The sequence below is a fragment of the Phycicoccus mangrovi genome, assembly GCF_018729305.1.
Taxonomy (GTDB): Bacteria; Actinomycetota; Actinomycetes; order Actinomycetales; family Dermatophilaceae; genus Phycicoccus; species Phycicoccus jejuensis.
In genome coordinates this window covers 59,452-78,056 of sequence record NZ_JAHHWP010000021.1, presented here as the reverse complement: position 1 = coordinate 78,056, position 18,605 = coordinate 59,452, and the positions used below count along the sequence as shown (strand labels likewise).

Annotated in this window: 15 protein-coding genes and 1 riboswitch; of the genes, 5 read left to right on the top strand and 10 right to left on the bottom strand. The window is 72.9% G+C overall.

Going from position 1 to position 18,605, the window contains the following annotated elements:
• Positions 1–80: 80 nt before the first annotated feature.
• The 7 genes from KMZ30_RS18465 to KMZ30_RS18435 all read right to left on the bottom strand — a co-directional run bounded on the left by KMZ30_RS18465 (position 81) and on the right by KMZ30_RS18435 (position 12,967).
• Positions 81–1,130, bottom strand: a complete 1,050-nt coding sequence (locus KMZ30_RS18465) for a ribonucleotide-diphosphate reductase subunit beta (protein ID WP_308279853.1) — start codon at positions 1,128–1,130, stop codon at positions 81–83.
• Positions 1,127–3,553 (bottom strand): ribonucleoside-diphosphate reductase subunit alpha, encoded by a 2,427-nt coding sequence (locus tag KMZ30_RS18460; RefSeq protein ID WP_215513988.1) that lies wholly within the window; start codon positions 3,551–3,553, stop codon positions 1,127–1,129. The genes KMZ30_RS18465 and KMZ30_RS18460 overlap by 4 nt, the downstream gene beginning before the upstream one ends.
• A 159-nt stretch (positions 3,554–3,712) precedes the next feature.
• Positions 3,713–3,921, bottom strand: a riboswitch (cobalamin riboswitch).
• Positions 3,922–4,111: 190 nt separating this feature from the next.
• A complete protein-coding gene (gene hisD / locus KMZ30_RS18455; protein WP_215513989.1) occupies positions 4,112–5,461 on the bottom strand; it encodes a histidinol dehydrogenase in 1,350 nt (449 codons plus the stop codon).
• Between the two features lie 67 nt (positions 5,462–5,528).
• Positions 5,529–6,191, bottom strand: a complete 663-nt coding sequence (locus KMZ30_RS22500; protein WP_215513990.1) for a PAS and ANTAR domain-containing protein — start codon at positions 6,189–6,191, stop codon at positions 5,529–5,531.
• A gap of 57 nt (positions 6,192–6,248) precedes the next feature.
• Entirely contained in the window at positions 6,249–9,239 is a 2,991-nt protein-coding gene (locus KMZ30_RS18445) for a bifunctional [glutamine synthetase] adenylyltransferase/[glutamine synthetase]-adenylyl-L-tyrosine phosphorylase (RefSeq protein ID WP_215513991.1), read from the bottom strand.
• Between the two features lie 10 nt (positions 9,240–9,249).
• The gene (locus KMZ30_RS18440) at positions 9,250–10,587 is read right to left on the bottom strand and encodes a glutamine synthetase family protein (RefSeq protein ID WP_030529397.1); all 1,338 of its coding nucleotides are present in this window, start codon (positions 10,585–10,587) and stop codon (positions 9,250–9,252) included.
• A 106-nt stretch (positions 10,588–10,693) separates the two neighbouring features.
• On the bottom strand, positions 10,694–12,967 hold the full coding sequence (locus tag KMZ30_RS18435) for an immune inhibitor A domain-containing protein (RefSeq protein ID WP_215513992.1): 2,274 nt from the start codon (positions 12,965–12,967) through the stop codon (positions 10,694–10,696).
• A 308-nt stretch (positions 12,968–13,275) separates the two neighbouring features.
• On the opposite strand from KMZ30_RS18435, the gene panB reads away from it, so the two are divergent.
• Both panB and KMZ30_RS18425 read left to right on the top strand, forming a co-directional pair.
• Positions 13,276–14,151, top strand: coding sequence for a 3-methyl-2-oxobutanoate hydroxymethyltransferase (gene panB, locus KMZ30_RS18430; protein WP_215513993.1), 876 nt, complete (start codon positions 13,276–13,278; stop codon positions 14,149–14,151).
• A complete protein-coding gene (locus KMZ30_RS18425) occupies positions 14,148–14,837 on the top strand; it encodes a class I SAM-dependent methyltransferase (RefSeq protein WP_308279854.1) in 690 nt (229 codons plus the stop codon). Before panB ends, KMZ30_RS18425 begins: the two co-directional genes overlap by 4 nt.
• 9 nt (positions 14,838–14,846) lie before the next feature.
• On the opposite strand, the gene KMZ30_RS18420 is transcribed toward KMZ30_RS18425, so the two are convergent.
• Complete coding sequence (locus KMZ30_RS18420) at positions 14,847–15,038, bottom strand: hypothetical protein (RefSeq protein ID WP_030529401.1); 192 nt, start codon at positions 15,036–15,038, stop codon at positions 14,847–14,849.
• A gap of 44 nt (positions 15,039–15,082) precedes the next feature.
• On the opposite strand from KMZ30_RS18420, the gene map reads away from it, so the two are divergent.
• From map to KMZ30_RS18405, 3 genes are read left to right on the top strand one after another with little or no spacing between them, the layout of a single operon-like run.
• Positions 15,083–15,955: a type I methionyl aminopeptidase gene (gene map, locus KMZ30_RS18415; protein WP_215513994.1), complete on the top strand. Its 873-nt coding sequence runs from the start codon at positions 15,083–15,085 to the stop codon at positions 15,953–15,955.
• Positions 15,952–16,731, top strand: a complete 780-nt coding sequence (ppgK, locus tag KMZ30_RS18410; protein WP_030529403.1) for a polyphosphate--glucose phosphotransferase — start codon at positions 15,952–15,954, stop codon at positions 16,729–16,731. Before map ends, ppgK begins: the two co-directional genes overlap by 4 nt.
• A gap of 4 nt (positions 16,732–16,735) precedes the next feature.
• A complete protein-coding gene (locus KMZ30_RS18405) occupies positions 16,736–17,200 on the top strand; it encodes an anthrone oxygenase family protein (protein WP_215513995.1) in 465 nt (154 codons plus the stop codon).
• A gap of 7 nt (positions 17,201–17,207) precedes the next feature.
• On the opposite strand, the gene KMZ30_RS18400 is transcribed toward KMZ30_RS18405, so the two are convergent.
• On the bottom strand, positions 17,208–17,864 hold the full coding sequence (locus KMZ30_RS18400; RefSeq protein ID WP_215513996.1) for an MBL fold metallo-hydrolase: 657 nt from the start codon (positions 17,862–17,864) through the stop codon (positions 17,208–17,210).
• 20 nt (positions 17,865–17,884) lie between these two features.
• Positions 17,885–18,598, bottom strand: coding sequence for a cobalamin B12-binding domain-containing protein (locus KMZ30_RS18395; RefSeq protein ID WP_215513997.1), 714 nt, complete (start codon positions 18,596–18,598; stop codon positions 17,885–17,887).
• Positions 18,599–18,605: the final 7 nt, after the last annotated feature.

Genomic DNA, 18,605 nt, shown 5'->3' with positions numbered 1-18,605 from the left:
GGGCTGCCGGGAAGGGCTGCGCGGCGGACCACCCTGCGGCCCGCCGCGCCCCCGTCCCGCTCCGTCCCGGTCCGTCCCGGTCAGAAGTCGTCGTCGAACGTCACCGAGCCGCCGACCCCGACCTGGTAGGCAGAGACGCGGCGCTCGAAGAAGTTCGAGAGCTCCTGGACGTCCTGCAGCTCCATGAACGCCAGCGGGTTCGGCGAGCCGTACAGCGGCGTGATGCCGAGCCGCTCCAGCCGCCGGTCCGCGACGTGCTCGAGGTAGGAGCGCATGTCGGCGGTCGACAGCCCCGCCACCCCTCCCCCGAGCAGGTCCTGCGCGAACTGCGCCTCGGCGTCCACTGCCTCGGCGAGCATCCGGCGCACGTCGTCGGCGAAGGCGTCGTCGACGAGGTCCGGCTCCTCGGCACGGGCGGTGTCGAAGACGTCGAAGGCGAACGCCATGTGCATCGACTCGTCGCGGAAGACCCAGTTCGTGCCGGACGCGAGGCCGTTGAGCAGGCCGCGCGAGCGCAGGAAGTACACGTAGGCGAAGGCGCCGTAGAAGAACAGCCCCTCGATGCACGCCGCGAAGCACACGAGGTTGAGCAGGAACGCACGCCGGTCCTCGCGGGTCTCGAGGGTCCGCAGGTCGGCCAGGGAGTCGATCCACCGGAAGCAGAAGTCGGCCTTGGCCTTGATCGACGGGATGTTCTCGACCGCCGCGAACGCCTCGAACCGCTCGCGCTCGTCGGGGACGTAGGTGTCGAGCAGCGTCAGGTAGAACTGCACGTGCACCGCCTCCTCGAAGAGCTGGCGCGAGAGGTAGAGCCGCGCCTCGGGGGCGTTGACGTGCTCGTAGAGGTTGAGCACGAGGTTGTTCGCGACGATCGTGTCGCCGGTCGCGAAGAACGCGACGAGGCGCTTGACGAGGTGCTGCTCGGCCGCGCTGAGCTTCCGGAGGTCCGCGAGGTCGGAGTGCAGGTCGACCTCCTCGACGGTCCACGTGTTCTTGATGGCGTCGCGGAACCGGTCGTAGAAGTGCGGGTAGCGCATCGGCCGCAGCGTGAGGCTCATCCCGGGGTCGAGCAGCCGCGCGTCGTGGCCGGAGGTCGAGGTCGTGGTGGGCGTGGTGGCGGGGGTGGTCACTGGCAGGCCTCGCAGCTCTCGGGGTTCTCCAGCGAGCAGGCGAGGGCCTCCTCGTCGGTCGGGGTGGTCGTCGTGGGCAGCGGTGCGGCGGAACGGGTCTCGGACACCGTCGCCTGCTGGATGCGCGTCGCCGGCCGCGAGCGCAGGTAGTACGTCGTCTTGAGACCGGACTTCCACGCGTGGAGGTACATCGACGACAGCTTCCCGATCGTGGGGCTGGCCATGAAGAGGTTGAGCGACTGGCTCTGGTCGACGTACGGCTGGCGGGCGGCGGCCATCGCGATGAGCGCCCGCTGCGGCAGCTCCCACGCCGTGCGGTAGAGCGTGCGGACGTCCTCGGGCAGGTCGGTCAGGCCCTGCACCGACCCCTCGGCGCGCTTGACGGCGTCCCGCGTGGCGGCGGTCCACAGGCCGCGGGCCTTGAGCTCGCGCACGAGGTGGCCGTTGACCTGCAGGAACTCGCCCGACAGGGTCTCGCGCTTGAAGAGGTTCGAGACCTGCGGCTCGATGCACTCGCCGCAGCCGGCGATCGAGGCGATCGTCGCCGTCGGGGCGATGGCCACGACGAGGCTGTTGCGCAGCCCGTGCTCGGCCACGTTCTCGCGCAACCGGGCCCAACGCTCGGGCTGGGTCGGCGTGACGTCGAAGTGGTCCGGGTGGAGGACCCCACGAGCCGCCCGGGTGCGCCGGAACGCCGGGTGGGGGCCGTGCGCCGCGGCGAGCTCGCTGGAGCGCTCGAGCGCCGTGAGCAGCACCTCCTCCGCGATCCGCGTCGAGAGGGCGAGGGCCTCCTCGGAGTCGAACGGCAACCGCAGGGTGAAGAGGACGTCCTGCAGGCCCATGTAGCCCAGCCCGACCGGGCGCCAGCGCGGGTTGGACGCCGCCGCCTGCTCGCTCGGGTAGTAGTTGACGTCGACGACGCGGTCGAGGAAGGTCACGGCCGTCCGGACGGTCGCGCGCAGCCTGTCCCAGTCGACGTCGGTCCGGTCGGCCGTCAGGTGTCGCGAGAGGTTGACCGAGCCGAGGTTGCAGACGGCGGTCTCCTCGTCGCTGCTCACCTCGAGGATCTCGGTGCAGAGGTTGGAGAGGTGCACGACCTGGCCGGGCTCGGCGGTCTGGTTGCACGCCCGGTTGGCGGCGTCCTTGAACGTCATCCAGCCGTTGCCGGTCTGGGCGAGCGTGCGCATCATCCGGCCCCACAGCTCGCGGGCCGGCACCTGGCGCACGACCCGGCCCTCGCGCTCGGCCGCGCGGTACGCCTCGTCGAACTCCTCGCCCCAGAGGTCGGTCAGCCCGGGCACCTCGCTCGGATCGACGAGGCTCCACGGCTCGTCGGCCTCGACCCGGCGCAGGAACTCGTCGGGCAGCCAGTTGGCGAGGTTGAGGTTGTGGGTGCGCCGGGCGTCCTCGCCGGTGTTGTCGCGCAGCTCGAGGAACTCCTCGACGTCGGGGTGCCACGGCTCGAGGTAGACGCACGCGGCGCCCTTGCGCCGGCCGCCCTGGTTGACGGCGGCGACGCTCGCGTCGAGGGTGCGCAGCCACGGGACGATGCCGTTGCTCGTGCCGTTCGTGCCGCGGATCAGCGCGCCGCGCCCGCGGACCCGCGAGAAGGCGATGCCGATGCCGCCGGCGAACTTCGACAGGCGCGCCACCTGCTGGTAGCGCTCGTAGATGGAGTCCAGCTCGTCGCGCGGGCTGTCGACGAGGTAGCAGGAGCTCATCTGCGTGTGGCGGGTGCCGGAGTTGAACAGGGTCGGGCTGCTCGGCAGGTAGTCCAGCCGCGCCATCAGCCGGTAGAGCTCGAGCGCCTCCCGGGTGCTCGTCGCGAGGCCGCAGGCGACGCGCAGGAGGAAGTACTGCGGCGTCTCGAGGACCAGCCGGGTCGTCGGGTGGCGCAGCAGGTAGCGGTCGCAGACGGTCCGCAGCCCGAAGTACTCGAAGAGCCGGTCGTTGGCCGGGTCGACGGCACGGTCGAGCTTGACGGCGTTGGCCGCGACGAACTCGGCCGTGGCGTCGCCGATGAGTCCCTCGGCGTGCCCGAGCGCGACCGACTGGCTGAAGGACGCGACCCCGTGGCCACGCACCTCCTTGTCGACGTAGCCGGCGAGCAGCCGTGCTGCCAGGCGGCTGTACTCCGGCTCCTCGCCGATGAGCTCGGCGGCCGTCTGGATCGAGAGTCGGTCCAGCTCGGCGGTCGTCGCGCCGTCGTAGAGGCCGCTGATGGTGCGGGTCGCGACGCGCAGCGGGTCGACCTCGTCGAGGCCGTCGCTGACGCGCTCGACCGCGCGGACGATCTTCGTCACGTCGACGGGCTCGGTGTCGCCGTCGCGCTTGCGCACGCGCATCGCGGTGCGGTGGGTCCCCGGTGCCGGCTGGTCGGGGGTCGTGATCGCCGGGGCGGGGCCCTGGGCGGTGGTGGTCATGCTCTCTCCTCGCGAGCTCGATGAGCCTGCCGCGAGCCGCGCGAGGGGTGACGAGGAGCGTCGGGAGCGCCGGGTGGGCGGCGTCGCGCACCGTCCCCCGGACAACCCACCTGCCCTCCGTCGGCCGTCCCACGAGACCGCGAAAGGTGCCGCCCCCGGGTGGGGACGGCGCGACTGGCAGGTCTTCGGACTCGTGGGCCCGGCTCGCGCCGCCTACTGCCCGTCGCTTCCCAGGCCCGGAGGCCCAGTGCTCTGACGGGGGTCGTTCCCACTCACCGCTGCGGGGCAGTCCCGGACTCTCACCGGGTTCCCTCTTGCCCCTCTCCCCACCCGGGGGTGGATCGAGGACCAGCTGCGAGACACACCATATGTGGGGTCGCCGACAACACCCCGCACCCAGATGTCGTGGCGTGTCGCCGTCGGTCGGGGCGCCCTGCCCCGGACGAGTGGGCTCTGGTCCGGTCCGCCGGCTCTGGTCCGGTCCGCCGGCTCTGGTCCGGTTCGCGGGGTGGCGGTGAGACGTCACCGCCATCCGGGCATCCGGACCAGAGCCGGGCGTCAGGCGCCGGGCTCGACCTCGGGGACGCGGGCGAGGACGGCCTCGCCGTGGCCGGGGAGGTCCTCGGCCCGGGCGAGCGAGACGACGTGCGCGCCGACCTCGCGCAGGGCGTCCTGCGTGTACTCGACGACGTGGATGCCGCGCAGGAAGGACTGCACCGACAGGCCGCTGCTGTGCGCCGCGCACCCACCCGTCGGCAGGACGTGGTTGGACCCGGCGCAGTAGTCGCCGAGGCTGACCGGCGACCACGCGCCGACGAACACCGCGCCGGCGCTCGTGACCCGGGCGGCGAGCGCGGCGGCGTCGGCGGTGATGACCTCGAGGTGCTCGGCGGCGTACGCGTTGACGACGTCCAGCCCCACCTCGACGTCGTCGACGAGGACGATCGCCGACTGGCGGCCGGCGAGCGCCGTGGCCACGCGCTCGGTGTGCTTCGTCGCCGCGACCCGACGCTCGAGCGCCTCCTCGACGGCCTCGGCGAGCTCCGGGCTGTCGGTGACGAGCACGGCCGCGGCCAGCGGGTCGTGCTCGGCCTGCGAGACGAGGTCGGACGCGACGTGGTCGGCGTCCGCGGTGGCGTCGGCGAGGACGGCGATCTCGGTCGGGCCGGCCTCGGCGTCGATGCCGATGAGCCCCTTGAGCAGCCGCTTCGCCGCGGCGACGTAGATGTTGCCGGGGCCGGTGACGAGCGAGACGGGGTCGCAGACGTCGTCGCCGTCCTCGACGCCGTAGGCGAAGGCGGCCACGGCCTGCGCGCCGCCCATCGCCCACACCTCGTCGACGCCGAGCAGGTGGCAGGCCGCGAGGATGGTCGGGTGCGGCCACCCGCCGTGGTCGCGCTGCGGCGGGCTGGCGACGGCGAGCCCCGGCACGCCGGCGAGCTGGGCGGGGACGACGTTCATGACGACGCTGCTCGGGTACACCGCGAGCCCGCCGGGCACGTAGAGGCCGACCCGGTCGACCGGGACCCAGCGCTCGGTGACGGTGCCGCCGTCGGCGACCTGCGTCGTCGTGTCGGTGCGGCGCTGGTCGGCGTGGACGAGCCGGGCGCGGCGGATGGACTCCTCCAGCGCGGCGCGCACGACCGGGTCCAGGGTCTCGACCGCGCGGGCGATGACGTCGGCGGGGACGCGCAGCGCCGGTGGGCGGACGCCGTCGAAGCGCTCGGCGGCCTCGTAGAGCGCGGCGGCGCCGCGGTCCCGGACGTCCTCGACGATGGGGCGGACCGCCGCGAGGGCGGCCTCGACGTCGAACTCGGCGCGCGGCAGCGCGGCCCGCAGCTCGCGCAGGCCGGGGCGGCGTCCGCGCAGGTCGAGGCGGGGGACAACGGTCGTCGTGCGGTCGGGCATGGCGTCCAGTCTAGGTTCGGTGCGCGAGGGTCCCGCGCCGACGTTCGACAGCCGGCGTCCGTCCGGCTCAGCCGGTCTCGGCCTCGTCGTCGTCCTGGCTCGCGGCGCGGCGCGGGGGACGCAGCGCCTGCTCCAGCACCTGGAGCAGCGATCGCTCGGTGCCGGGCTCGGCCTGCTCGGCGAGCAGCTCGGTCACCCGGCTCGCGATCGTGGCGAGCTTGACGTTGCCCCGCTGCGAGTACCGCGAGAGCAGCCCGAAGGCGGCGTCGGCGTCGAGCCCGTAGGCGAACATCACCGCGCCCTTGACCTGCTCGATGGCCGCGCGGTCGGCCGTGGCGGCCGCCACGGCCTCGGCCGACACCTGGCGGCTGGCCCGCGACACGTCGAACGCGATGCCGCGCAGCGCGGTCGGCTCCCCCGCGGCGTCGCGGATGACGTCGCCGACGAAGGCGATGACCCGCTCGCGCTCCTCGTCGTCGCGCAGCCGGTACTGCCCGGCGAACGGTCCGGGCTCGCGGACGGCCCGCTCGAGCACCTCCGCGACGACCGGTCGGTCGGAGGGGTGCATCCGCTCGAAGACGAGGACCGACGGGTCCTGACCGGTGTCGCGGACGCCGATGAGGACGTACATCTCCGGCGACCACGTCCAGCGCGCGGACGCGATGTCGAACGTCGCCTCCGCGAAGACCGCGCCGCCCTGACCTGCAGGGACACCAGGAGTCGATGCCACGGCGGAAGCATGCCACGGGCCCACGACGGCCCGCACGGTGGTGTCGAAGGATGGGGGTCAGGCGTCGTAGAACTCGGCCTCGAAGGCCGCCCGCGCCCGGCGGGCCACCCGCCGGTAGCGCTCACCGAGGTCCTGGGCCGTCCCCGACTCCATGCCGAGGATGCGCGCCACGCCGTCGGCGTCACGGTCGTAGGTGGGGACCGAGTCGACCCCCTTGCCCCGGAAGAGGACGCCGGCGTTGCGCATCGCGGACGCCAGCCGCCACGCACCCGCGAGCGCCGACGCGTGGTCGGCGTCGACGAGCCCCAGCTCCGCCGCCGCCTCGAGGGCCGCGAGGGTCGAGGGCGTGCGCAGCGCGGGGTGCGCGTGCGCGTGGCGCAGCTGGACGAGCTGGACGACCCACTCGACGTCCGAGAGGCCGCCGTGGCCCAGCTTGAAGTGCGTCTTGCGGTCGGCGCCGCGCGGCAGCCGCTCGGACTCCATCCGGGCCTTGAGCGTCCTGATCTCGCGCACCTGCCCGGCGTCCAGACCGCCCTCGGGCCACCGGATGGGGGCGACGAGGTCGACGAAGCGCTGCGCGAGGTCGGGGTCGCCCGCCACGGGGGTGGCACGCAGCAGCGCCTGGGCCTCCCAGACGAGCGACCAGCGGGCGTAGTACTCGCGGTAGGAGGCGAGCGAGCGCACGAGCGGGCCCTGCTTGCCCTCCGGCCGCAGGCCGGCGTCGACGTCGAGGACCGGGTCGGGCCCGGGGCGGCCGAGCAGCGCGACGAGCCGGCGCACGACCTCCATCGCCTGGGCCTGCGCCGCGACCTCGTCGGCGCCCGGCAGCGGGTCGTGGACGAAGAGGACGTCGGCGTCGGAGCCGTAGCCCTGCTCGCGCCCGCCGAGCCGGCCCATCCCGACGACGAGCAGCCGGGTCAGCGGCTCGCCCTCCCCCACGACCTCGCGCAGGCACACCTCGAGGGTCAGCTCGAGCAGCGCCGAGGTGAGGTCGGTCATCGCCGCGCCGAGGTCGAGCGGCCCGAGCGTTCCCGCGAGGTCGGCGACGGCGATGCGGAACAGCTCGGAGCGCCGGATGACGCGCGCGGCGAGGACCGCCGACTCGGCGTCGTCCTTGCGCCCGGCCGCCGACCGCATCCGCCGCAGCACGTCGTCGCGCGAGCGCGGGGTGAGGCCGCTGGAGTCGCCGAGGAACTGCACGCACTCGGGGGCCTGCTCGAGCAACGACGCGGCGTACCGGCTGCGGGCGAGGGTGTGCGCCAGGCGTTCCGCCGCCGACCCCTCGTCGCGCAGGAGCCGCAGGTACCAGTGCGTCGAGCCCAGCTCCTCGCTGATCCGGCGGAACGCGAGCAGCCCCGCGTCGGGGTCGGCCTCGTCGGCGAACCAGCCCAGCATGACGGGCAGGAGCTGGCGCTGGATGGCCGAGCGGCGGCTCACCCCGCCGGTCAGGGCCTCGAGGTGGCGCAGCGCGTTCGCCGGGTCGCGGAAGCCCAGGGCGGAGAACCGCTCCCGGGCCGCCTCGGGGGTCAGGCGCACGTCCTGGTCGGACAGCCGCGCCACGGCCGAGAGCAGCGGCCGGTAGAAGATCCGCTCGTGGAGCCGGCGCACCTCGCGCCGCCGGGCCCGCCACTGCTCCATGACCGTCTCGCCGGGGGCCGTCCGGTGCCCCATCGAGCGCCCGAGGCGGCGCAGGTCGTCGTCCCCGGTCGGCATGAGGTGGGTGCGGCGCAGCCGGTGCAGCTGGATGCGGTGCTCGAGCGCGCGCAGGTAGCGGTAGGCGTTCTCGAGGACGGCGGCGTCCTCGCGGCCCACGTAGCCGCCGGCCGACAGCGCCGCCAGACCCTCGAGGGTGGTCGCCGTCCGCAGCGACTCGTCGGCGCGGCCGTGGACGAGCTGGAGCAGCTGAACGGAGAACTCGACGTCGCGCAGGCCGCCGGCGCCGAGCTTGATCTGGCGGTCGGCCTCGGCCTTGGGGATGTGCTCCTCGACGCGGCGGCGCATGGCCTGGACGTCGTCGACGAAGTGGTCGCGGGTCGAGGCCTGCCAGACCATCGGCTGCACGGCGTCGCAGTAGGCGGCCCCGACCTCGACGTCCCCGGCGACCGGCCGCGCCTTGAGCAGCGCCTGGAACTCCCACGTCTTGGCCCAGCGCTCGTAGTACGCGAGGTGGCTCGCGACGGTCCGGACGAGCGGGCCGTTCTTGCCCTCGGGCCGCAGCGCCGGGTCGACCTGCCAGAGCGACCCCGCACCGGTCGAGGCCGAGCACAGCCGCATGAGCCGGGTCGCGAGGTCGGTGGCCACCGCGACGGCCTCCTCCTCAGGCACGCCGTCCGCGGGCTCCGCCGCGAAGATGACGTCGACGTCGGAGATGTAGTTGAGCTCGCGCCCGCCGGTCTTGCCCATCGCGACGACCGCGAGGCGCGTGCGCTCGGCGTCCGGTCCGACCTCCTGCCGGGCCAGGTGCAGGGCAGCCTCGAGGGCGGCGGCCGCGAGGTCGGCGAGGGCCTCGGCGGTGGCCGGGAGCACCTTGAGCGGGTCGTCGGCGGTGAGGTCGAGGGCGGCGATGCCGATCAGCTGCTCGCGGTAGCCGATGCGCAGCGCGTCGGCGCCGGTCAGCTCCCCCGGCTCGGCCACCTGCCCGACGAGCCGCCGGACCCGCTCCGCCGCGGGGACGGGCGTGGCCCGCGTCGCCGCCGTCCACTGCTCCGGGTGGGCGACGAGGTGGTCGGCCAGCGTGGTCGAGGCGCCGAGCACCGCGAGCAGCCGGTGCCGGGCGACGGGGTCGGCCCCGACCACCCGGACCACCTCGGCCCGGCGCGCGCGGTCGGCGGCGACGGCCTCCATGAAGCGGACCAGCCCGAGCAGCGCGGCGTCGGGGTCGGCCGTGCGGGCCAGCGACTGGCTGAGCCCGCCCGTCTCGATCCGTGCGGGGTCCCCGGCGAGCTCGGCGACGGCGGGGTCGTCGAGCAGGGCGTTGGCGCGCCGGGGGTCGGCGAAACCGAGGCGGGCGATCCCCGCCGGGACGGACTCGGGTGCGCGGGAGCTCACGGTCCGACGCTCAGAGCGCGGGCAGGTAGCGCTCGAGCTCGAAGGCGGTCACCTGGTTGCGGTAGTCGGCCCACTCGGCCCGCTTGTTGCGCAGGAAGAAGTCGAAGGTGTGCTCGCCGAGGGTCTCGGCGACGAGCTCGCTGGACTCCATCACCTCGATGGCCTCGGACAGGCTCGCCGGCAGCGGCTGGATGCCCATCGCCCGGCGCTCGGAGTCGGTGAGGCTCCACACGTCGTCCTCGGTCTCGGGCGGGAGGTCGTAGCCCTCCTCGATGCCCTTGAGCCCGGCGGCGAGCAGCACCGCGAAGGTGAGGTACGGGTTGCACGCGGTGTCGATGCTGCGCACCTCGACACGGGTGCTCTGCCCCTTGTCGGGCTTGTACATCGGGACCCGGACGAGCGCGGAGCGGTTGTTGTGGCCCCACGTGAGGTGCGCCGGCGCCTCGCCGCCGCCCCAGAGGCGCTTGTAGCTGTTGACCCACTGGTTGGTGACGGCCGCGGTCTCGGCGCCGTGGTGCAGCAGGCCGGCGATGAACTGCCGCCCGACCTTCGAGAGCTGGTAGGGCGCGCCGGGCTCGTGGAAGGCGTTGGTGTCGCCCTCGAAGAGCGACATGTGCGTGTGCATCCCGGAGCCGGGGTGCTCGGCGAACGGCTTCGGCATGAACGAGGCGTAGATGCCCTGCTCGAGCGCGACCTCCTTGACGACCGTCCGGAAGGTCATGATGTTGTCGGCCGTCGTCAGCGCGTCGGCGTAGCGCAGGTCGATCTCGTTCTGGCCGGGGGCGGCCTCGTGGTGGCTGAACTCGACCGAGATGCCCATCTCCTCGAGCATGGTGATCGCGGCGCGGCGGAAGTCGGCGCTGGAGCCGTGCGGCGTGTGGTCGAAGTACCCGGAGGTGTCGATCGGCGCGGGGCTCTGCCCGGGCACCCAGCCCTGCTTGAGGAGGAAGAACTCGATCTCGGGGTGGGTGTAGAAGGTGAAGCCCATGTCGGCGGCCTTCGCGAGGGCCCGCTGGAGCACGTGCCGCGGGTCGGCCATGCTCGGCGTCCCGTCGGGCAGCGTGATGTCGCAGAACATCCGGGCGGTGCCGTTGCTCTCGCCACGCCAGGGCAGCACCTGGAAGGTGGACGGGTCCGGCTTGGCGAGCATGTCCGACTCGTAGACGCGGGCGAAGCCCTCGATGACCGAGCCGTCGAACCCGATGCCCTCGGCGAAGGCGCCCTCGAGCTCGGCAGGGGCGACGGCCACCGACTTGAGGGTGCCGAGGACGTCGGTGAACCAGAGCCGGACGAACCGGATGTCGCGCTCTTCGATGGTGCGGAGGACGAACTCCTGCTGACGGTCCATGCGCAGCATCCTGCCGCATCCGTGTGTCGGAGGGGTGACGGGACGCCGAAGGGGGCCCGGGCGTCTCCGCCCGGGCCCCCTCCGTGTGAGCGGGGTGCTCGTCAGGTCACTTGAAGTCGACCTTGACCATGAGCGTCCGGCCACCGTTCTTGGCCTTCTTGACGGTCATCGTCGTGCCCGAGCCCGCGACCTTGGTCGAGTTCCAAGGGTTGAGCGAGGACCAGTACTTCGTCGGGTTGCGGTCGTCGAAGGTCGGGATGCCCTTCGAGGACGGCACCGTCGAGGCGGAGCCGTTCTTGTGGAACGTCACGCGGTCGGTGCGCTCGCGGCCGAAGGTGGCGTCGAACGGCTGGCGACGGTTGCCGAGGAACGAGCCGTCGGCGAAGGTCACCGGATTCGGCCGCGCGTCGACCGGCAGGACCAGCCCGCCACCCGGGTGGGCGCTGGTGTTGTTGTCGCCGTACTCACCGTTGGCGAACCAGACGAGCATGCCGTTCTGGTACGGGAAGCGCTCGACCCAGTCGGGACGGGTGTTGCTCCAGCCGAAGTTGTACGGACCCGTCTTGAGGGTCTTGTCGTACCCGCTGTAGGTGCGGTTCTCGGCGAAGTACATGTCCTGCACCTGCCGCTCGGTGGTGCCGTTGATGATCTCGAAGCCGCCCTTGGCGGTCCACGCGCCGGCGCCGGACTCGACGTCGTCGGTGGTCGTCATCGTGCCGACCTTCGTGGTGATGTCGTCGACGAAGGCCTCGGAGGCGACGCCGCCGTCGGTGGACATCCGGAAGCGGAACTGGACCTTCTTGCCGGCCCAGTCGGAGAGGTCCCAGCTGGCCTTGGTCCACGCGAGGGCGCTGTCGGTGTCGCCGTCGAACGAGCCGTCGATGCCGTCACCGACCGGGGTCCAGGTGGCGCCGCCGTCGGCGGAGACCTCGCCGTAGAGGTAGTCGTAGTCGACCTCGATGTTGCCCGAGACGAACGCCTCGACCGAGCCGGAGGTCGCCCCCGTGAGGTCGACGTCCTTGGTCAGCGTGGAGGACAGGTCGTTGCCGAGCCCGCTCCACCACTCGCCCTGGCCGGAGTGAGGCGTGTTCTTCTCGGTGACGACCGTGCGCTTGGGCAGCGGCACGATGATCGCCTGCGCCTCGCTGTTGGTCACCTTGTCGGCGGAGCCGAGCTTGACCGTGGTGTCCTGGCCGTAGGGCACGACCACCGGGTCGAGCCAGCCGAGCTGGAGCTTCTCCCACGGGCCCATGTAGCCGGGCGTGGTGCCGATGGAGTCCTTGCCGTGGTTCAGCCACGAGCCGCCGGACATGAGGGTCCAGAAGCCGGTGCCGTTGTCGCCACCCGCGGTGTCGTAGAGGTCCGGCAGACCGAGGTCGTGCCCGAACTCGTGGGTGAAGACGCCGAGGCCGCCGTTCTCGGGCTCGGTCGTGTAGTCACCGATCCACATGCCGGAGTCACCGAGCGGCACACCGCCGAGCTTGTTGCCCGCGGGGCCGGTCTTGCCCTGGTCGGTGGAGTAGGCGTACCAGCGGTGCGACCAGATGGCGTCCTCGCCCTGCGCGCCGCCACCGGCCTCCTCGCCCTCACCGGCGTGGATGGCCTGGAAGTGGTCGATGTAGCCGTCGGGCTCGTTGAAGTTGCCGTCGCCGTCGTAGTCGTAGCGGTCGACCTTGTCGAACTGGGCGAGGTACTTCTTGATCTGCTTGTCGGTCTTGCCCTGGGCCTTCTGGTCGTCGTACCAGGCCTGGGCGGTGTCCTTGACGAACGGCCAGTAGGTGGTCGCGTCCGAGTACTTGTTCGAGCCGTAGCGCGCCTCGTTGTAGGGCACCTGCACCCAGTCGGAGACGTCGCCCTTGGCCATGAAGCGGCCGTTGGACTGCTTGAGGTAGAAGTCCTTGAAGGACTCGCCGTCGCCGAACATCATGTCGAGGTAGTGCTGGCGGTTGAAGTCCGGGAGCCAGTACGTCGAGTTGTCGTTCTTGCGGTCCGGCTTCGGGATCTGGTTGTGCACCGGGCCGGCGGTGCCACCGGTCGCCGAGTTGACCTTGTCACCGAAGTCGACGAGGACGGTGAAGATGTCCTCCTCGCGGTCGACCGGGTAGTTGACGTACTTGGTCTTGCCCGCCGTCCGGCCCTTGCGGTTGGCGTCGCCCTTCTTGCTCTTGACCTCGATCACGCGGTTGCCGTTGATCGTGGTCGTCTTCGCCGTGCCGGCGACGAGCTGCTTGATGGCGTCCTCGCGCAGCTCGGCCTGCGCCTCGGCGAGGGGGTTGGGCAGGTTGTCGACCTTCTTCGCAGTGCCCTTCTCCGGGGTGTCCGGACCGGCGGGGACCGCCTGTGCCGTGGTCGGGGCCAGCGTCAGCGCGAGGGCTGCCACCGCCACACCCGACACCACGTTCACGTGTCGTCTCTTCACGAGATCTCCTCCATGGGTGGATGCCCCGCGTCCTGTCAGCGCAAGGCACCGTGGACGTAACCACAGGATCGGCGGCAGATCGAGGGTTGACCGGTGGGTTTTTCGGTGAACGGTCGTCCGGACGGGATCGAAAGTCACCGGCGGGGGTATCGACGAGAAGCCGGGATACGTTCCCCCACAGCCAAATTGCACAAAAGGTCTGCACTTCACCTCCGAAAGGTAAATTCTTCACCAAGGCTCTCCGGGCGCGTCGGCCTACGATCGGGCCCATGAGCGAGCAGGCCGCGGGCTCCCCCGCACCCGAGTCCACCGCCCCCTACGGCACCGGGGCCCAGGCCGCGCCGCAGCGTCGCGTCCGGGTTCCGCACCTGCTCGCGATGAAGGAGCGCGGCGAGCGCTGGGCGATGCTCACCGCCTACGACATGTACACCGCCGAGATCTTCGACGAGGCCGGCATCCCCGTCCTGCTCGTCGGCGACTCGGCCGGCAACAACGTCTACGGCTTCGAGACGACCGTGCCGGTCACCGTCGACCACCTCGTCCCCCTCGTGCGGGCGGTCACCAGCTCGGCCCGCCGCGCGATGGTCGTCGCCGACCTCCCCTTCGGCAGCTACCAGGCGAGCCCGCAGCAGGCCCTGGCGACGGCGACCCGCTTCATGAAGGAGGGGATGGCGCACGCCGTCAAGCTCGAGGGCGGCGCCGCGATGGTCCCCGAGGTCGAGCTGCTCGTCCGCGCCGGGATCCCGGTGATGGGGCACATCGGCTTCACCCCGCAGAGCGAGCACGTGCTCGGCGGCTACAAGGTGCAGGGTCGCGGGGCGGGGGCCGAGAAGCTCCTCGCCGACGCCCTCGCCCTCGAGGCGGCCGGCTGCTTCGCCGTCGTCATGGAGATGGTCCCGGCGCCGGCCGCGGCCGAGGTCACGAAGGCCCTGCGCATCCCGACCATCGGCATCGGCGCCGGGCCCGAGTGCGACGCGCAGGTCCTCGTCTGGCAGGACATGGCCGGGCTGCGCGGCGGGCGGGCGCCCCGCTTCGTCAAGAAGTACGCCGACCTGCGCGGCGAGCTGCTCGGCGCCGCGCGCGCCTACGCCGACGACGTCGCCGGCGGCGCCTTCCCCGCCGCCGAGCATTCCTTCGAGTCGTGACCGGGAACCCGGCCACCGGCAGCGAGCGTCCCAGCGGCATGTGGAGCACGACCCCGCCCCCGCCCCGCCCGGGGCCGCCGACCCGCTGGTCGGCGCAGCAGCACGGTCCGGAGGCCGCCCGCGCCTACCGCCAGCGCTTCCTCGACCTCGCGGCGTCCGGCCGCGACCTGCACGGCGAGGCCCGGTTCGTCACCGAGCTCGCGCCGCCGCCCTCCCGGGTCCTCGACGCCGGGTGCGGCTACGGACGGGTCGCGAGCGAGCTGACCCGGCTCGGCCACTACACCGTCGGGGTCGACGCCGACCCCGACCTCGTGGCCCTCGCCGAGGAGGACCACCGGACCCGCTTCGTCGTCGCCGACCTCGCGACGCTCGACCTGCGCACCGAGCAGGAGTTCCACGTCGTCGTCATGGCGGGCAACGTCGTGCCCTTCCTCGCGGACGGCACGCTGCCGGCGGTGCTCGAGCGGCTGACCGCGCACCTGGCCCCGGGTGGGCACCTCGTCGCGGGCTTCTCGCTCGCGGGGTCGCTGCCCGACGGCGCCGCGGCGGTCGCGCCCGCCGACTACGACCGGTGGGCCCGCGCGGCCGGGCTCTCGTTCATCGGACGCTTCGCCGGGTGGGACCGCACCCGGTTCGCCCCCGACAGCGACTACTCGCTGTCGGTGCACCGCCGCATCGGCGGCTGAGCCCTCCGCTCAGGACGAGGTGCTCCCGCGCTCGTCCCACTCCTTGTCCTCGGCGTCCCAGCGCTCGGAGTTCTCGCGCGCCTTCTGCAGGGCCCCCTCGGCCGCCTCGCGCGAATCGTACGGACCGAGGACGTTCGCGTCCTGGCTGCGGTCCGCGTCGGTCTCGACCTGGCCGGTGTCGACGTTGTACCAGTAGGACATCTCGGGTTCTCCTTCGCCGGGGCGCTCTGCCTAGACTCCAACCTATGCCCCTGACCCACGCCAGCGTGGCGCCCGGTGCGGTGTCCCCGCGTCGCGACGTGCCGGCCGGCATCCCCCGGCCCGAGTACGTCGACCGCCCTGCCCCCCGGCCGTACACCGGGCCGGAGGTCAAGGACGCCGAGACGATCGAGCGGATGCGCGTCGCCGGCCGCATCGCCGCGGATGCGATGGCCGCGGCCGCCGCCGTCATCGCCCCCGGCGTGACGACCGACGAGATCGACCGGGTCGGGCACGAGTACCTCCTCGACCACGGCGCCTACCCCTCGACCCTGGGCTACCGAGGCTTCCCGAAGTCGCTCTGCACCTCGGTCAACGAGGTCGTCTGCCACGGCATCCCGGACGACCGCCGGCTCGAGGACGGCGACATCGTCAACATCGACATCACCGCGTTCGTCGGCGGCGTCCACGGCGACACCGACGCCACCTACCTCGTCGGCGAGGTCGACGAGGAGTCACGCCTGCTCGTCGAGCGCACCCACGAGGCGATGATGCGGGGCATCCGCGCCGCCCGCCCGGGGCGCGAGATCAACGTCATCGGCCGGGTCATCGAGTCCTACGCGAAGCGCTTCGGCTACGGCGTGGTCCGCGACTTCACCGGGCACGGCATCGGCACCGCCTTCCACAGCGGGCTCATCGTGCCGCACTACGACGCCGCGCCCTCCTACGACACCGTCATCGAGCCCGGCATGACCTTCACCGTCGAGCCGATGCTCAACCTCGGCACCCACGAGTGGGAGATGTGGGACGACGGGTGGACGGTCGTCACGAAGGACCGCCGACGTTCGGCACAGTTCGAGCACACCGTCCTGGTCACCGAGGACGGTCCCGAGATCCTCACCCTGGGAGACGCAGCATGAGCACCGGACACCCCCTCGGCATCGACGTCGGCGGCAGCGGCATCAAGGGGGCGCCCGTCGACCTCGCGGAGGGCACCTTCGCCCAGAAGCGGCTGCGCATCGACACCCCGGCGGTCTCGACCCCCGAGGCCGTCTGCGACGTCATCGCGCAGGTCGTCGACCACTTCGACGAGGTGCGCAGCGACTCCCCCATCGGCGTGACGATCCCCGGCGTCGTCCAGCACGGCGTCGTCAAGACCGCGGCGAACATCGACAAGTCGTGGATCGGCTGCGAGATCGAGAAGCTGCTCGAGGACCGCCTCCAGCACGACGTCGTCGTCGTCAACGACGCGGACGCCGCGGGCGTCGGCGAGCTCAACTACGGTGCGGCCAAGGGGCACGACGGCCTCGTCGTCCTCACGACCCTCGGCACCGGCATCGGCACAGCCATCTTCAACGAGGGTGTGCTGGTGCCGAACTCGGAGCTCGGTCACCTCGAGATCGACGGCCACGACGCCGAGACGCGGGCGGCCAGCTCGGCCAAGACCCGCGAGGACCTCAGCTACCCCGAGTGGGCCGAGCGCCTCCAGCGCTACTACCGCGTCCTCGAGGACCTCATCTGGCCGGACCTCATCGTCGTCGGCGGCGGCGTGTCCAAGGACTCCGACGAGTTCCTGCCGCTCCTCGACATCCGCACCCCGATCGTCCCGGCGGTGCTGCGCAACAAGGCCGGCATCATCGGCGCCGCCGTGCTCGCCACCGCGAGCCAGCAGCGGCACGGCCGCCACACCGGCTGACGCCGTGGGCGGCGCGACCTGGCTCCTCGTCGTCGCGTCGGTCGCGGTCGCGGCGACCGCCGGGGTCTTCGTCGCCTTCTCGACCTTCGTGATGCGCGCCCTCGGCGACCTGGCACCGGCGGACGCCGTCCGGGCGATGCAGGCGGTCAACCGGCGCGCCCCGACGCCGGCGTTCATGGCCCTCCTCGTCGGCTCGACGCTGCTCGGGGTCGCGGGGGCGGTCGGGGCGGTGGTCACGGACGGACGGGTCGTGCCGGCGGTCGCCGGTGCGCTCCTGGCCGTGGTGGCGTTCGCCGTGACCGGTGTCGTCAACGTGCCGCTCAACGACCGGCTGGCCGCGACGGACCCGTCGGACGGCGCCCGGGCGTGGCCCGCCTACGCCGGCCCGTGGACCCGCGCCAACCACGCGCGGGCCGGGCTCGGGCTGCTGTCGGCGCTGCTGCTCGCCGTGGCCGCCGTCCCGGCCTGAGGCGGGGCTACCCGCCCTCGCGGAACTCGGTCGGGCCGGCGCCGGCGAGGTCGTGGATGCGGGTGTCGGGGCTGCCGAGCTGCCCGGCCTGCCCGAGGTAGAGGGCGCGGCCGCGGGCCTGGAGCAGCCCGTCGTGGACGGGCACCGCGTGGGGCGCCGCGTGCCGGCGCAGGAACGCGGTCATCTCGCGGCTGCGCGCCCACGGCGCCTGGAGCGGAAAGGCGAGGACGTCGACCGGGCCGGGGTCGGCGTCGAGCGCGTCGCCGGGGTGGAAGAACGAGGGCTCGCCGTCCGCGTCGAGGCGCACACCGACGTTGGGGATGCGCGGGATCTCGTCGTGGATGAGCGCGTGCACCTCGCCGACGGGCGTGACGGTCACCTCGCCGACCCGCGTCGGGCCGTCGTGCCCCCGTGCCTCGATGCCCGCCTGCGCGAGGACCTCGAGGCTGCCGGGGTCGGCGACGACGAGCGCGCCGGGGTTGGCCGCGAGGAGGGCGGGGACGCGGTCGAGGTCGAGGTGGTCCGGGTGCTGGTGGGTGACGAGCACCGCGTCCAGGTCGCGGACGCCGGCGAGGTCGTCCGCGAAGGTCCCGGGGTCGATGAGCAGTCGGGTGCCCGCGCACTCGACGAGGAGGCAGGCGTGACCGAGGTGGGTGATCCGCATGGACCCCACGCTAGGCCGCCTCAGCCCAGCGCGGGCTCCGCGTCGTCGTCCCGTCGGGAGCCGTTCGCCGCGGCGGGGTCGGCGACCTCCACGCTGTCGTGGCGCGGGACGCGGGCGTCGACGACGTCGGCCGCCGCGACGAGGTCGTCGGGCAGCACGGTGAGCTCGGGCGGGCAGCTGGTGAGCGCCTTGGCGCCCTCGCCGGCGACGAAGAGCGGCAGCGAGCGCCCGAGGCGCACGAGCGAGGGCATCCGGGCGTCGAAGGCGGTGCGCCGCACCCCGGCGAGGACGACGGCGTCGGCGCGCAGGAAGCGCGCGGCCTCGCCGATCGCGGTCATCGGGGAGTTCGCGCCGAGGCTCACGACGCGCCACCAGCGGGCGTGCAGCATCGCGCCGAACAGCTCGAGCGGCAGGTCGTGCAGCTCGCGCGGCGGGCAGGCCAGGACGACGGTGCGCGCCTGCGGACCCGACACCGGCAGCCGCAGCTCGCCGAGGACGCCGCGGAAGGCGCTGGAGACGAAGTGCTCGTGGACGACCCCGAGGCGCCCGGCCTCCCAGTCGTCGCCGACCTCCTTGAGCACCGGCATGATGACGCCGGTCACCGTGTCGTCGACCCCCGAGACGAGCAGCGCGTCGAGGAGCACGTCACGGACCGTCCCGCCGTCGAGCTCGCGGGTGGCGGCCATGACGCGCTCACGCGCGAGACCGAGGTCGATCGCCGGGTCACCGGGCACCGGAACG